Source organism: Acidaminococcus fermentans, assembly GCF_009696675.1.
Lineage (GTDB): Bacteria > Bacillota > Negativicutes > Acidaminococcales > Acidaminococcaceae > Acidaminococcus.
This window is the reverse complement of record NZ_VULN01000004.1, coordinates 120716-133860: the sequence shown is the minus strand read 5'-3', so window position 1 is coordinate 133860 and position 13145 is coordinate 120716. Positions and strand designations below refer to the sequence as shown.

Below are 13145 nucleotides of genomic sequence, written 5' to 3'. Positions count from 1 at the left end.
GGAGTGCTGCACACATTGCGTGCAGCACTCCTTTTTCAGTCTCAGTCTTCCTTCTTCAGGAACCCGGGAGTGGTCAGATACCGGTCTCCGTTGTCCGGCAGCAGCACCACCAGGGTCTTGCCTTTGTTTTCCGGCCGTTTGGCCACTTCTACGGCGGCGCACAGGGCAGCCCCGCCGGAAATCCCGATCAGGAACCCTTCATGATGGATGAAGTCCCGGGCGGTTTCGTAGGCCTGGTCCGTGGAAGCCGTGAGGATTTCATCGTAGATCTTGGTGTTCAGGGTCTTGGGCAGGAAGTTGGTGCCGATGCCCTGGATCTTGTGGGGACCGGGTTTCCCCTGGCTCAGCAGGGGAGAATCCGCCGGTTCCACAGCTACCACTTTTACGGACGGTTTCTTTTCCTTCAAATATTCCCCAACACCGGTCAGGGTACCGCCGGTACCCACACCGGCTACGAAAATATCCACGGCACCGTCGGTGTCTTCATAGATTTCCGGGCCCGTAGTGGCTTTGTGGGCAGCAGGGTTGGCCGGGTTGTCGAACTGTTCCGGGATGAAGCTGCCGGGAATGGAGGCGGCCAGTTCCTTGGCTTTTTCCACAGAGCCTGCAATGCCCTTCTTGGCTTCGGTCAGCACCACTTCGGCACCATAGGCGGCAATCATGTTCCGCCGTTCAATGGACATGGTTTCCGGCATTACCATAATGGCCCGGTAGCCTTTCATGGCAGCTACAGCCGCCAGGCCGATGCCCGTGTTGCCGCTGGTGGGCTCAATGATCACACCGCCCTTTTTCAGCACCCCCCGTTTTTCCGCATCTTCAATCATGGCCTTGGCAATCCGGTCCTTGGCGGAGCCAGCCGGGTTGAAGCTTTCCAGCTTCACCAGCAGCCGGGCCTGGAGGTTCTTGTCCGCTCCGAACTTCACCGGTTCCAGCAGAGGGGTATGGCCGATCAGATCCAGTACGCTTGTATAGATTTTAGACATAATCATCTCTCCTTTATCACTGACAGAAATGGAATTTTCAACATTCAATGCATTTGGACTGCGTTCCCGGGAACGTCAACATCGGGGTCCCAGGGGCTTGTTCCACCAGTTTTGCTGCAAGGGGAAAACCTCCTTTTTCCAAGGGAAATACTAGGATATCTCTTCCGAAAAAAAGTGCCAGAGCACTTTTTTTCGGAAGTTGACAACACAATCAGCGGAAGTTCACAACCTGCTTCAGGACCGGACCTTCCTGCTGGGCCTTCAGATCGCTGACCTGCCGCTTCAGCAGGGCCACCTGTTTTTCCAGGGCGGCGATCTGGTCCTCAATGGGATCCGGCAGCCGGTTGTGGTTCAGGTCCACGTCCCGCTCAGAATGGGCGGGAGCCACCCGGACCCCCTTCCGGGCCACCACATGGCCGGGGATGCCCACCACCGTGGCATAGGGAGGGACTTCCTTCAGCACCACGCTGCCGGCACCGATCTTGGCGCCTTCTCCCACGGTGAAGGAACCCAGCACCTTGGCTCCGCAGGCCACCACCACATAATCTCCGATGGTGGGATGCCGTTTGCCCTTTTCCTTGCCGGTGCCTCCCAGGGTCACCCCCTGGTACAGGGAAACATTGTTTCCAATAATGGTGGTTTCCCCGATGACGATGCCGGATCCATGGTCGATGAACAGCCCTTCCCCGATCTGGGCCCCGGGATGGATCTCGATGCCGGTGGCCAGCCGGGCCAGGGTGGAAATGAAACGGGCAGTGACGAACCAGGATCTTTTATAGAAGAAATGGGAAAGCCGGTAGGCCCAGATGGCGTGGAGTCCCGAGTAACAGAGCACGACTTCCAGGGTGTTCTTCACCGCCGGATCCCGTTGTTTGATGACTCGGATGTCGTTGCGCATGGATGCAAACATAGCTTTCTCCTCCCCTTTGGATACAAAAAAAGACCGCCTCTTCCCAGAGGCGATCTCTCGCGGTTCCACTCTGATTGCAGCCAGACTTCGGCTGCCTCTCATACCGGTAACGGCGGCTGCCCGGAAGGCCCTACTTACGTTCAGGTCTTCAGCTCCCAAAGGCATTCCATCTTCTGAAGCTTCGGCGCAAACTTTCAGCCGGTGATTCGCGCTCTCTGTGCCACTTTTTGAAGTGTACTTGTTTTGGTCATTGCCATTGTGTTTTTCACGTTGACTGTATAGTAAACTTTTTCGATACACTTGTCAAGAGAATTTTAAAAAATTTTAAAAGGGAGGGATTGCAGGGAGAAAGGGGGGATGGTATCATAAGGCTTGCATAAAGAAAGAGGGATGTTTTATGGACGGAAGGAAAAAGAGGACGGAAGGGTCCCGGAACCATAGGGGAAAGACCGTAATGCTGGGGGTATCCGCCCTGGTGTTCCTGGGGGTGCTGCTCACCGGCTGCTTTGCCCTGGGGTACAAGGGGGTGGGAGCTCCCGGACCTACGGTGCCGGTCAAAAAGACGGAAACGGTGAAAAAAGAACAGCCGGCCCTGCCGGAAAAGAAGGAGACACCGGTGGAAAGCCTCCAGAAGAAACAGGAGGAACCCAAAGCGGCGGAACCCCAGCCGGCGGCGGAGCAGCCTCTGGTGCCCGGGAAAAAGTACACGGTGCTGGTGGACAAAAGCGACCACAAACTGTACCTGAAGGACGGGGATACGGTAGTCCGGACCTGGGGCTGTGCCATCGGCAAAGGAGGCCTGGGCCAGAAGGAACGCCGGGGAGACAACATGACCCCTGTAGGGACCTTCCGGGTTGATGAAATCGACGACGCTTCCGGCTGGACCCATGATTTCGGAGACGGGAACGGAGAGATCCAGGGAGCTTACGGACCCTGGTTCCTGAGCCTGGATACGGAAGACCTGAGCCAGGGGAACTGGGACGGTATCGGGATCCACGGTACCCATGATCCAGCTTCCATCGGCACCGACGCTTCCGAAGGCTGCGTCCGGCTGGACAACGGCAACCTCCGGGAACTGGAAAAAGTGGCCTATGTGGGGATGCCGGTAACCATCCAGGACTGATATTCATGGCCCATTCATGGAAATAGGGTATGCTGGGAACCCTTGAAGGAAAAAGTTCTATTGACTCGGAATGAATTTTACCTTTTCTGCCGAGACAAAGAATAAAATAAAAAGTATAAAGAAAAGTAATAATAACTATTGGAAACCTTTAAACCCTTATTTTACATGGTGTAAATCAACAAAAAACAGTTGACGAAAAAGACACAAAAAGTTATACTAATTGTAGTAATCATTATCCAAAAGTACAAGACGCAAAATGAAGGAATGGAGGTGTTGATTACGCTTACTGCTGCTGAACTGGCCAAACTGCTCCGGGACAACGGATGCAAGGTGACCCCTCAGAGACTGGCTGTTTATGACATGCTGGCCCATACAACGGAACATCCTACAGCGGAAATGATCTACAACAAGGTGAAGGAAAAATACCCCACCATGAGTTTTGCCACGGTGTACAAATCCGTGGAGATCTTCAGCAAGCTGCATATCATCCAGGTGCTGAACACCGGGGAAGACAGCTTCCGCTACGATGCCAATGTGATGGAACATCCCCACATCCGCTGCATGAAATGCGGCAAAGTCTGTGATGTGCCCCATCTGGACGCCAAAGCCATCGAAGATAAGGTGGCCAAGGAAACAGGCTTTACGGTACAGGGCCATCAGTTCTACTTCTACGGGCTGTGCGCAGACTGTCAGAGCCAGAAAAACTGAACCTGAAGAAAAAATGCCGGACTCGGAGAGTTCGGTGTTTTTTTACATTTCTTTCCCGGTTTTTGCTATAATAATAAGTATAATAGCGGGGTGGGAACAGCTGCCCCGACATTTTTGTATGGAACGGTGTTATCCCATGACCTTAACCAATTTTGAAGTGGACGTGCTGGCCAGCGGCAGCAAGGGGAATTCTACCCTGATCCGTGCCGGTCAGACGGCCATCCTGATCGATGCGGGGATTTCCTGCCGGCGGATCGTCCAGGGCCTGAAGCGCTGTGGACTGGAACCGGAAGATCTCAGCGGGGTGTTCCTGACCCATGAACACAGGGACCATGTGGCCGGACTGGATGTATTCGCCCGGCACTACAGCTCCGTTCCGGTGTTTGCCAACGAGCGGACCTGGGCCCAGCTGCCTGTCCGGCGCCAGCTGCCCCGGCCTCAGGTACGGGTGATTCCCCGGAGCTGCACCATGGGGAACCTGCGGATCGAACCGTTCCGGATCCCTCACGATGCAGTGGATCCGGTAGGATATGCCATCTTCAACGGAGATGAGAAATGCACCTACCTGACGGACTGCGGAATCATCACGAAAGCAGTGGAACAGGCGGCGGAAGGGGCTTCCGTCATGGTCCTGGAAGCCAACCATGATGAGTCCATGCTCCGGAACGGGCCTTACCCGGTGGCCCTCCAGAACCGGATCCTGGGCCGGGAAGGCCATCTGTCCAACCGGACGGCAGGCCAGTTCCTCACTTCCCTGGAAGACCCTCCTTCGGAAGTGATCCTGGCCCATCTCAGTGAAAAGAACAATACGCCGGATGTTGCCTACCGGACCGTACGGGAAGTTCTGGAGGACTGTCCCCGGACCCGGGAAATCCAGCTGTATGTGGCACAGCAGCAGGAAATGGTCAGCAATGTCCGCTGAAAAGGAGTAAAACCATGAAACATACCATTACCAAGAAAACCCTGAGCACCCTGGTGGCTCTTTCCTTAAGCGCCAGCTTCCTCACCGCCGGCTGCGGCCTGGCCAGCAACAAGACGGCTGCCAAAACGGAAAACAAGCCGGCCCTGACCCAGGAACAGCAGACCAAAAAGGCGGAAGCCAATATGAGCGCCGCCCGGAACACCCCCATTGTCCAGGCCGCCAAGAAGGTGGGCCCGGCTGTAGTGGGTATCACCAACAAGGCCCTGGTACGGGATTACTTCAACCGGACCCAGCTGGTGGAACAGGGCAGCGGTTCCGGGGTGATCTACAGCAAGGACGGGCTCATCGCCACCAACAACCATGTGGTGGCCGGTGCCCAGGAAATCGTGGTGAGCCTGCCTGACGGAAAGACCTATAACGGAAAAGTGCTGGGCACCGACCCCAATACGGATCTGGCGGTAGTGAAAATCGATGCAGATGAGGAACTGCCGGTGGCGGAATTCGGGGATTCTGATTCTCTGATGGTGGGGGAACCGGCCATTGCCATCGGGAACCCCCTGGGCATGGAATTCCGGGGCAGTGTCACCGCCGGGGTGATCAGCGCCCTGAACCGGTCCCTGGACATGGGTGAACGGCGGTTCCGGCTGATCCAGACCGATGCGGCCATCAACCCGGGGAATTCCGGCGGGGCCCTGGTGAACGCGGACGGTCAGGTGATCGGCATCAACAGTGCCAAGATTGCCGCTTCCGGGGTGGAAGGCATTGGTTTTGCCATTCCCATCAACGAGGCCAAGCCCATCCTGAAGGAACTGGCGGAAAAAGGACGGGTGGTCCGGCCTTATCTGGGGGTCAGCCTGCTGGATCAGACCCTGGCCAAACGGCTGGGCATCGATCTGGACCTGAGAGGAGGGCTGTTCGTCGTAAAGATGTTTCAAGACGGTCCTGCATACCGTGGAGGCATTCGTCCAAACGATATTATCGTTAAGTTCAACGGTACTAAAGTGGCTTCTGTAGCCGATCTCCGGGATGCCCTGGGCAAATGTCAGGTGGGACAGCAGGTGCCGGTGACCATCCTCCGGGGAGATGAAGAAGTGAACAAGACCGTCACTCTTACGGAAATGCCCCAGCAGAGCAGCCAGCAATGATCAGGATCACCCTGGCCTGCGCAGGCAAACTGAAGGAAAAGTACCTCCGGGAGGCGGAACAGGAATTCACCAAGCGGCTGGGCGCTTACTGCCAGCTGGAAACCCGGTGCATCAACGAAGAGAAGATGCCCGATGATCCGTCCCCGGCGGTGAAGGAACAGGTGCTGGCCCGGGAAACGGACCGGATCCTGAAGCTGATCCCGGAACACAGTTTCGTCATCCTGCTGGATCTTACGGGGAAGGAAATCTCTTCCCCCCAGCTGGCGGAAAAAATGGAACAGTGGATGGTGGAGGGGGTGAGCCATCTGACCTTTGTGATCGGAGGTCCGTTTGGCTACACCGACGCCCTGCGGAAACGGGCGGATTTCCGGTGGAGCTTCTCACCGCTGACCTTCACCCATCAGATGATCCGGATCCTGCTTTTGGAGCAGATCTACCGGGCCTTCAAGATCATGCGGAAAGAAAAATACCATCACTGAAAAAGACCGGACTGGAACCTGCAGGTTGTGCGGAATCCGAGAGGGACCAGCCCGGCTTTTTGGAAAACAGCGGATAGCGGGAGTGCTCCCGGTTATCCAGCAAGGGGAGTGGAAACATGGAAAAGGCAAAAGTGTATTTTACGGATTTCCGGTGTCCGGTGGGCACCAGTGCACTGGAGAAGCTCCAGCGGCTGTGCAGGGCAGCCCATATGGGAGACATTGACTTCCAGGGGAAATTCACCGCCATCAAGATGCATTTCGGGGAACTGGGGAACCTAGCCACCATCCGGCCCCAGTATGTAAAGGCGGTGGCGGACCTGGTGAAGGAATGGGGCGGCAAACCCTTCCTCACCGACTGCAACACCCTGTATCCCGGCAGCCGGAAAAATGCCCTGGACCATCTGGACTGTGCCGCCATCAACGGGTACAACACCATTACCACCGGCTGTCAGGTGATCATCGGGGATGGCCTCCGGGGCACGGATGAAGTGGAAGTGCCGGTTCCCGGCGGGGAATACATCCAAAAAGCCAAAATCGGCCGGGCCATTATGGATGCGGATGTATTCATCAGCCTGGCCCATTTCAAGGGCCATGAAGCCACCGGCTTCGGCGGTGCGGTAAAGAACGTGGGCATGGGCTGCGGCAGCCGGGCCGGGAAAATGGAACAGCATTCCTCCGGCAAGCCCAAGGTGGATGAAGAACTGTGCCGGGGCTGCGGCCGGTGTGCCAAAGAATGCGGCAGCGATGCCATTTCCTATATCAATCACAAGGCTCACATCGATGAGGAAAAATGTGCCGGATGCGGCCGCTGCATCGGGGCCTGCGGGTTCGACGCCATCCAGAGCGTCCAGTGGGATGCCAATGAGCTGCTGGACCGGAAAATGGCGGAATATGCCCTGGCCGTGGTCCATGGCCGTCCCTGCTTCTATATCAACATGGTGATGGATATTTCTCCCAACTGTGACTGCCACGGGGAAAACGACGCACCCATCCTGCCCAATATCGGCATGTTTGCGTCCTTTGACCCCATTGCCCTGGATCAGGCCTGTGCCGATGCCTGTCAGAAGGCCCAGCCCCTGCCCAACAGCCAGCTGGCGGACCACTTGGCCCAGAAGGACTGGGAATGCCACCACGACCACTTCCTGGACAGCAATCCCCGGGTGGACTGGGCCACCACCCTGGAACACGGAGAAAAGATCGGACTGGGGACCAGAGCATATGAACTGGTTGCGCTGAAATGATCAGAGAGGGTACTGCGGCCATAGGCGGTACCCTCTTTTTATCCATCTGGAACCCTCCGGACAAATAGAGTACAATAGGGGAAAAGGAGGTGGATCAGATGGCACTTTATGCCTTGGGAGATCTCCATCTGGCCTTTCAGCGGCCGGAGAAATCCATGGATGCCATGGGGCCCGTCTGGGTCCGCCACGAGGAAAAAATCTGGAAGAACTGCCAGGAACTGGTGCAGCCGGGGGATACCCTGGTGCTGGTAGGGGATCATTCCTGGGGACGGAAGCTGTACCAGTGCCGGGAGGACCTGGACTTCATTGCCAATCTGCCGGGACGGAAGATCCTGATCCGGGGGAACCATGACATGTTCTGGGAAGCTCAGAAAACCGACGCCCTGAACCAGGAGTATGCCGGAAAACTCTTCTTCCTCCAGAACAATTTCGCAGCCTACCGGGACTATGCCCTGGTGGGGACCAAGGGATTCACCTTTGAGGGACCCTTTCTGATCAACCGGTTTACCGGAGAAGTGCTCAGCTGGGACCAGGAGGCGGAAAAACACGCTCAAAAACTGGTCCGCCGGGAAGCCATCCGTCTGGAGGATTCCTTCCGGAAAGCCCAGGACGCGGGGTACCGGAAGTTCCTGGTGTTCCTCCACTATCCTCCCACCAATATCCTGGAAGAGGAGAGCATCTTTACCCGGATGGCGGAGAAATACGGAGCGGAACAGGTGATCTATGCCCACTGTCACGGAGAAGCCCAGTTCCAGGACAGTATCCTGGGGCTCCATAAAGGCATCCGGTACCGGCTGGTCTCCGGAGACTACCTGGATTTCCGGCCGGAAAAGATCCTGGACTGAAAGTTTTTCAGATTGAATATAAAAAATACGGGAAAATCAAAAGTTTTTAGTTTCCATGTTAAAAACTTTTGATTTTCCTACTTTTTTTTAGGAAAAAGTAAAAAAATCCCTTGCATTTTTTTGCCCTCCGTCGTATACTAAGAAAGTACTCTTTGAGAGAGCAAAGAGAGTTACTCCGGGATGGTGTAATGGTAGCACAGGAGATTCTGGATCTTCTAGTCTGGGTTCGAGCCCTAGTCCCGGAGCCATTTTTTTATCCAGAAACCGGCCACTGCGAAAGCGGTGGTTTTTCTTTTGGCATTTTGGAAAAAATCCTTGCAATTTCTTTTGGGTATGCTATAATAATTGAGTAAGCTTTCTTCCGGGATGGTGTAATGGTAGCACAGGAGATTCTGGATCTTCTAGTCTGGGTTCGAGCCCTAGTCCCGGAGCCATTTTTTTATCTTGGCGCCATGGTCAAGCGGCTAAGACGTCGCCCTCTCAAGGCGAAATCACGAGTTCGATTCTCGTTGGCGCTACCAGGTCAATACGTGGGAATCCCCTATGGGCCATGCACTCGTGAGGATGGAACTGCATTATATAAAAGACAGACGCTCCCTTTGGGGAACGTCTTTTTTGTTTGTGAGAAAGGAGAAAGACATGAAAGGAAAAGCCTGGGCCAGGCTGCTGGGACTGCTGCTGGTTCCGGTGTGCCTCCTGTCCCTGTTCAGCGGCCAGGTGCCCGTGTCTCCCCTGGGGCTGTTCCAGGGAGGATGGAGCCCTTTGGAAGTAAATGTGCTGTGGAATCTCCGGCTGCCCCGGCTGCTGCTGGGCCTGGGTACGGGAGCGGCTCTGGGGGCTTCCGGCACGGTCCTCCAGGGCATCTTCGGGAATCCCCTGGCGGATCCGGGGATCCTGGGGGTCACCGGCGGGGCTTCCCTGGGGGCGGTGGTGATGCTGCTCACCGGGCTGCCCCAGAAAAGCTACTGGTTCCTGCCCCTGGGGGCCTTTGCCGGGGCGGCCCTGGCCTCCTTTCTGGTGGGGCTCCTGGGCAGCCGGAGCCATGACCGGGTGAAGCTGCTCCTGTCCGGGGTGGCGGTGAGCCTGCTCTGCGGGGCCCTGACCGCCGGCCTTCTCAGCTTTGCCCCGGACGCCGTTATGCGCCAGTACTTTTTCTGGACCCTGGGGAACTTGGGAGTGGGCACCTGGCTCCAGGTGAAGCTGCTGCTGCCGGTGCTGGTAGGGGTGCTGGCCGTCCTGTGCCTTTGGGGCCGGCAGCTGAATGTGCTGAGCCTGGGCGAGGAACAGGCCCTGTCCCTGGGAATGGATGCCCCCTTCTGGCGGAAACTGCTGCTGGGGTGGCTGGCCCTTCTGATGGGACTTGGGGTATGCGCCGGAGGGAACATCGGTTTTGTGGGGCTCCTGGTGCCTCACTGCCTCCGGCTGCTGGCCGGACCGGACCATCGGACCCTGCTGCCGCTCAGCGCCCTGGGCGGGGGTCTGTTCCTGGTGTTCTGCGACAGCCTGGGCCGGCTGCTCCTGCCGGGGGGAGAGATCCGGGTGGGGATCATTACAGCTCTGTTCGGGGCCCCCTACTTCCTCTGGCTGCTGTGCCGGAAAAAGTGACAGTTATGGTATAATGGAACCAAAGGAGTGTGATATCCATGCGGAAAGATTTTGGCGCAAAGCCCCTGACCTATCCTCAGCCGGTGTACATGATCGGGACCTATGATGAACAGGGTGTGCCGGATGTGATGAATGCGGCCTGGGGCGGCATCAGCAATGATACGGAGATTTCCTTCTGCCTGGCCCGGACCCACAAAACCGTGGCCAACCTGAAGAAAACAGGAGCCTTCACCGTGAGCATGGCCACGGAAGACCAGCTGGCGGCCTGCGATTACCTGGGACTGGTTTCCGGGAACAAGGTACCGGACAAAGTGGCCCGGGCCGGATTCCATGTGGAGAAATCCAGCCGGGTGAATGCCCCCATCATTGCGGAACTGCCCATGGTACTGGAATGCCGGGTAAAGAGCTTTGATGAGGAAAACGAGCGGCTGGTAGGCGAGATCCTCAACGTAAGCGCTGACGAAAGCATCCTCACCGACGGGAAAATCGACCCGGCCAAACTCCGTCCCCTGGTGCTGGATCCGGTGAACCACACCTATCTGGTGGCGGAGCGCGCAGTGGGCAAGGCTTTCGCCCACACGGAAGCGCCGGGAGAAACAAAATAACATTTCAAAGCCAGCGGTGCTGGCTTCCTTGGGCCGTTGACTGTTGACGGCTGACCGCTGACCGGGGTCTGCTGCATTGGCAGCAGGCCTCCTATTTTTTCTCTTGATTATGCCGCATCATAGTGATATAGTATACACTATATCGAGGATATAACCGCCAATAGCGTAGAGTAAAGGAGCGATATTATGGATAAATCCAAAGCATACCTGTTGTGGTTCGAACAGCTGGAACGGAAAGATGTGGACATTGTAGGGGGCAAATCTTCGTCTCTGGGGGAAATGACCTCCAAGACTGATGTGCCGGTTCCCTACGGATTTGCCACAACCGCCTACGCCTACCGGTACTTCATCAAAGCAACCGGCCTGGAAGAAAAAATGCGCAGCCTGCTGGCCAGCCTCACCGATGTGGAGGACAATGAACAGCTGAGCACCGTGTGCGGTCAGCTCCGGGCCGCCATCATGGAACAGGAAATGCCCCAGGATCTCCAGGATGCCATCCGGGAAGCCTACGGGGAACTGGCGGCCAAGGTGGGGGAAGCCCAGCCCTATGTGGCCGTCCGCTCCAGTGCCACTGCAGAAGACTTGCCCGACGCCAGTTTCGCCGGCCAGCAGGATACCTATCTGAACGTCCAGGGAGCCGACAGCGTCATCGCCAAGGTGAAGGAATGTTACGCTTCCTGCTTTACGGACCGGGCGGTGTACTACCGGGAAAAACAGGGTTATGACCATCTGTCTCTGGCCCTTTCTGCCGTAATCCAGATGATGGTGTTCTCCAAGGCCGCCGGGGTCATGTTCACGGTGAACGTGGCCAACGGGGACGACAAAAACATCATGATCGAAGGAGCCTGGGGCCTGGGCGAATATGTGGTAGGGGGCATCGTCACCCCGGATACCTACATCGTATCCAAGGATGACATGAAGATCCTGTCCGCTACCGTCAACGAACAGGATGTGATGCTGGTCCGGAAGAAGGGCGGGGATACGGAAGAAGTGCCGGTGCCGGAAGCCGACCGGAAACGCCAGACCCTGACCAACCAGCAGATCCTGGAACTGGCCGGATACGCCAAGAAAATCGAAGCCCATTACGGCTGCTACATGGATATGGAATGGGGCATCGACGAACGGGACGGGAAGATCTGGATCCTCCAGGCCCGTCCGGAAACCGTATGGTCCCGGAGAAACAAGGAAAAGAAGGCGGCGGAAAAAATGGAAGAACAGGATACCAAGAGCGCCAAGGTACTGGTGAAAGGCCTGCCGGCCAGCCCGGGCATGGGCTACGGCAAAGTCCATGTAATCAAGGACCCCTCCGATATCGATGAATTCAAGGACGGGGAGATCCTGGTCACGGAAATGACCGCGCCGGACTGGGTGCCGGCCATGAAGAAGGCCCAGGCCATTGTCACCGACAGCGGCGGCATGACCTGTCATGCTTCCATCGTTTCCCGGGAACTGGGCATCCCCTGCATCGTGGGCACCAAGAGCCGGGGCACCGCAGCCACCAGCCTGCTCCACACCGGAGATGAGATTACCGTGGACGCCTCCAACGGGGTGGTGTTCGCCGGCAACCTCCAGGTGAAGAAAGCGGCAGCTGCCGCAGCACCCCAGACCCAGATCGTGGCCCAGGAAACCTTCCCGGTCACCGGCACCAAGATTTACATGAACCTGGGTGACCCGGCCCTGGCGGAAAAATACAGCAGCCTGCCCTGTGACGGCATCGGCCTCATGCGGGAAGAATTCATCTGGACCACCTACATCCATGAACATCCCCTGTATCTGATCCAGTCCGGCCATCCGGAAAAAGTGGTGGATGCCCTGGCTGACGGGTTCCGGAAAGTCTGCGCCGCCATGGCACCCCGGCCGGTGACTCTCCGGTTCAGTGATTTCAAATCCAGCGAATACCGGGATCTGAAAGGCGGGGAAGCCTTCGAACCCCACGAACCCAGCGCTCTTCTGGGCTGGAGAGGAGCCTCCCGGTACTATGATCCCAAATACACCGCCGCCTTCCGGCTGGAAATCGCCGCAGTCCGGAAAGTCCGGGAAGAATACGGGCTGAAGAACCTGAACGTGATGATCCCCTTCTGCCGCACCGTGGACGAAGCCCGGAAAGTGGTGGAAATCATGGCGGAAGAAGGACTCCACAGAGGGCCGGACTTCAAGGTATGGCTCATGGCGGAGATCCCGGCCAACATCATCCTGGCGGATCAGTTCAACCAGTTCGTGGACGGCTATTCCATCGGGTCCAACGACCTGACCATGCTGACCCTGGGCTGCGACCGGGACAACGATGTGATCTCCCACCTGTTCGATGAACGGAATCTGGCGGTGAAACGGGCCATCCGCCATCTCATCGATGTGGCCCACCGGGATGGGAAGACCGTGTCCCTGTGCGGCCAGGCTGCCAGCGTCTATCCGGAATTCGCCGCCTTCCTGGTCCAGAGCGGCATCGACAGTATGTCCGTAAACCCGGATGCGGTGAAATTCACCAAAAAGATGGTGGCCCAGGTGGAACAGCGGCTGATCCTGGACAAACTCACCGGACGGGGCCGGAACCTCCACGAGGAAGAACTGGCCTGGTAATA

Annotated in this window: 12 protein-coding genes and 3 tRNA genes; 13 read left to right on the top strand and 2 right to left on the bottom strand. The window is 57.0% G+C overall.

Annotated elements, in window-relative coordinates; all coding sequences use genetic code 11:
• Positions 1 to 41 precede the first annotated feature (41 nt).
• Complete coding sequence (gene cysK, locus FX155_RS03985; protein WP_154487836.1) at positions 42 to 983, bottom strand: cysteine synthase A; 942 nt, start codon at positions 981 to 983, stop codon at positions 42 to 44.
• A 211-nt stretch (positions 984 to 1194) separates the two neighbouring features.
• On the bottom strand, positions 1195 to 1893 hold the full coding sequence (gene cysE / locus FX155_RS03980) for a serine O-acetyltransferase (RefSeq protein WP_154487835.1): 699 nt from the start codon (positions 1891 to 1893) through the stop codon (positions 1195 to 1197).
• 397 nt (positions 1894 to 2290) lie between these two features.
• Between cysE and FX155_RS03975 the strand changes: the two genes are divergently transcribed.
• The 13 genes from FX155_RS03975 (at position 2291) to ppsA (ending at position 13143) form a co-directional block, all read left to right on the top strand.
• Entirely contained in the window at positions 2291 to 3016 is a 726-nt protein-coding gene (locus FX155_RS03975) for a L,D-transpeptidase (protein ID WP_022487654.1), read from the top strand.
• 264 nt (positions 3017 to 3280) lie between these two features.
• Positions 3281 to 3724 (top strand): Fur family transcriptional regulator, encoded by a 444-nt coding sequence (locus FX155_RS03970; protein ID WP_154487834.1) that lies wholly within the window; start codon positions 3281 to 3283, stop codon positions 3722 to 3724.
• Positions 3725 to 3860: 136 nt separating this feature from the next.
• A complete protein-coding gene (locus FX155_RS03965; RefSeq protein WP_154487833.1) occupies positions 3861 to 4646 on the top strand; it encodes an MBL fold metallo-hydrolase in 786 nt (261 codons plus the stop codon).
• 14 nt (positions 4647 to 4660) lie between these two features.
• Complete coding sequence (locus FX155_RS03960) at positions 4661 to 5791, top strand: S1C family serine protease (RefSeq protein WP_195839606.1); 1131 nt, start codon at positions 4661 to 4663, stop codon at positions 5789 to 5791.
• On the top strand, positions 5788 to 6270 hold the full coding sequence (gene rlmH, locus FX155_RS03955) for a 23S rRNA (pseudouridine(1915)-N(3))-methyltransferase RlmH (protein ID WP_022487650.1): 483 nt from the start codon (positions 5788 to 5790) through the stop codon (positions 6268 to 6270). The genes FX155_RS03960 and rlmH overlap by 4 nt, the downstream gene beginning before the upstream one ends.
• A gap of 116 nt (positions 6271 to 6386) precedes the next feature.
• Complete coding sequence (locus tag FX155_RS03950; RefSeq protein WP_022487649.1) at positions 6387 to 7511, top strand: DUF362 domain-containing protein; 1125 nt, start codon at positions 6387 to 6389, stop codon at positions 7509 to 7511.
• A 98-nt stretch (positions 7512 to 7609) separates the two neighbouring features.
• Positions 7610 to 8356, top strand: a complete 747-nt coding sequence (locus FX155_RS03945) for a metallophosphoesterase (RefSeq protein WP_022487648.1) — start codon at positions 7610 to 7612, stop codon at positions 8354 to 8356.
• A gap of 174 nt (positions 8357 to 8530) precedes the next feature.
• Positions 8531 to 8604: transfer RNA gene (locus FX155_RS03940), tRNA-Gln, on the top strand.
• Between the two features lie 112 nt (positions 8605 to 8716).
• Positions 8717 to 8790, top strand: a tRNA-Gln gene (locus FX155_RS03935).
• A gap of 12 nt (positions 8791 to 8802) precedes the next feature.
• Positions 8803 to 8877 (top strand) — tRNA-Glu (locus FX155_RS03930).
• Positions 8878 to 8995: 118 nt separating this feature from the next.
• On the top strand, positions 8996 to 9961 hold the full coding sequence (locus FX155_RS03925; RefSeq protein WP_154487831.1) for a FecCD family ABC transporter permease: 966 nt from the start codon (positions 8996 to 8998) through the stop codon (positions 9959 to 9961).
• Between the two features lie 38 nt (positions 9962 to 9999).
• On the top strand, positions 10000 to 10566 hold the full coding sequence (locus FX155_RS03920) for a flavin reductase family protein (RefSeq protein ID WP_154487830.1): 567 nt from the start codon (positions 10000 to 10002) through the stop codon (positions 10564 to 10566).
• Between the two features lie 186 nt (positions 10567 to 10752).
• Complete coding sequence (gene ppsA, locus FX155_RS03915) at positions 10753 to 13143, top strand: phosphoenolpyruvate synthase (protein ID WP_022487644.1); 2391 nt, start codon at positions 10753 to 10755, stop codon at positions 13141 to 13143.
• Positions 13144 to 13145: the final 2 nt, after the last annotated feature.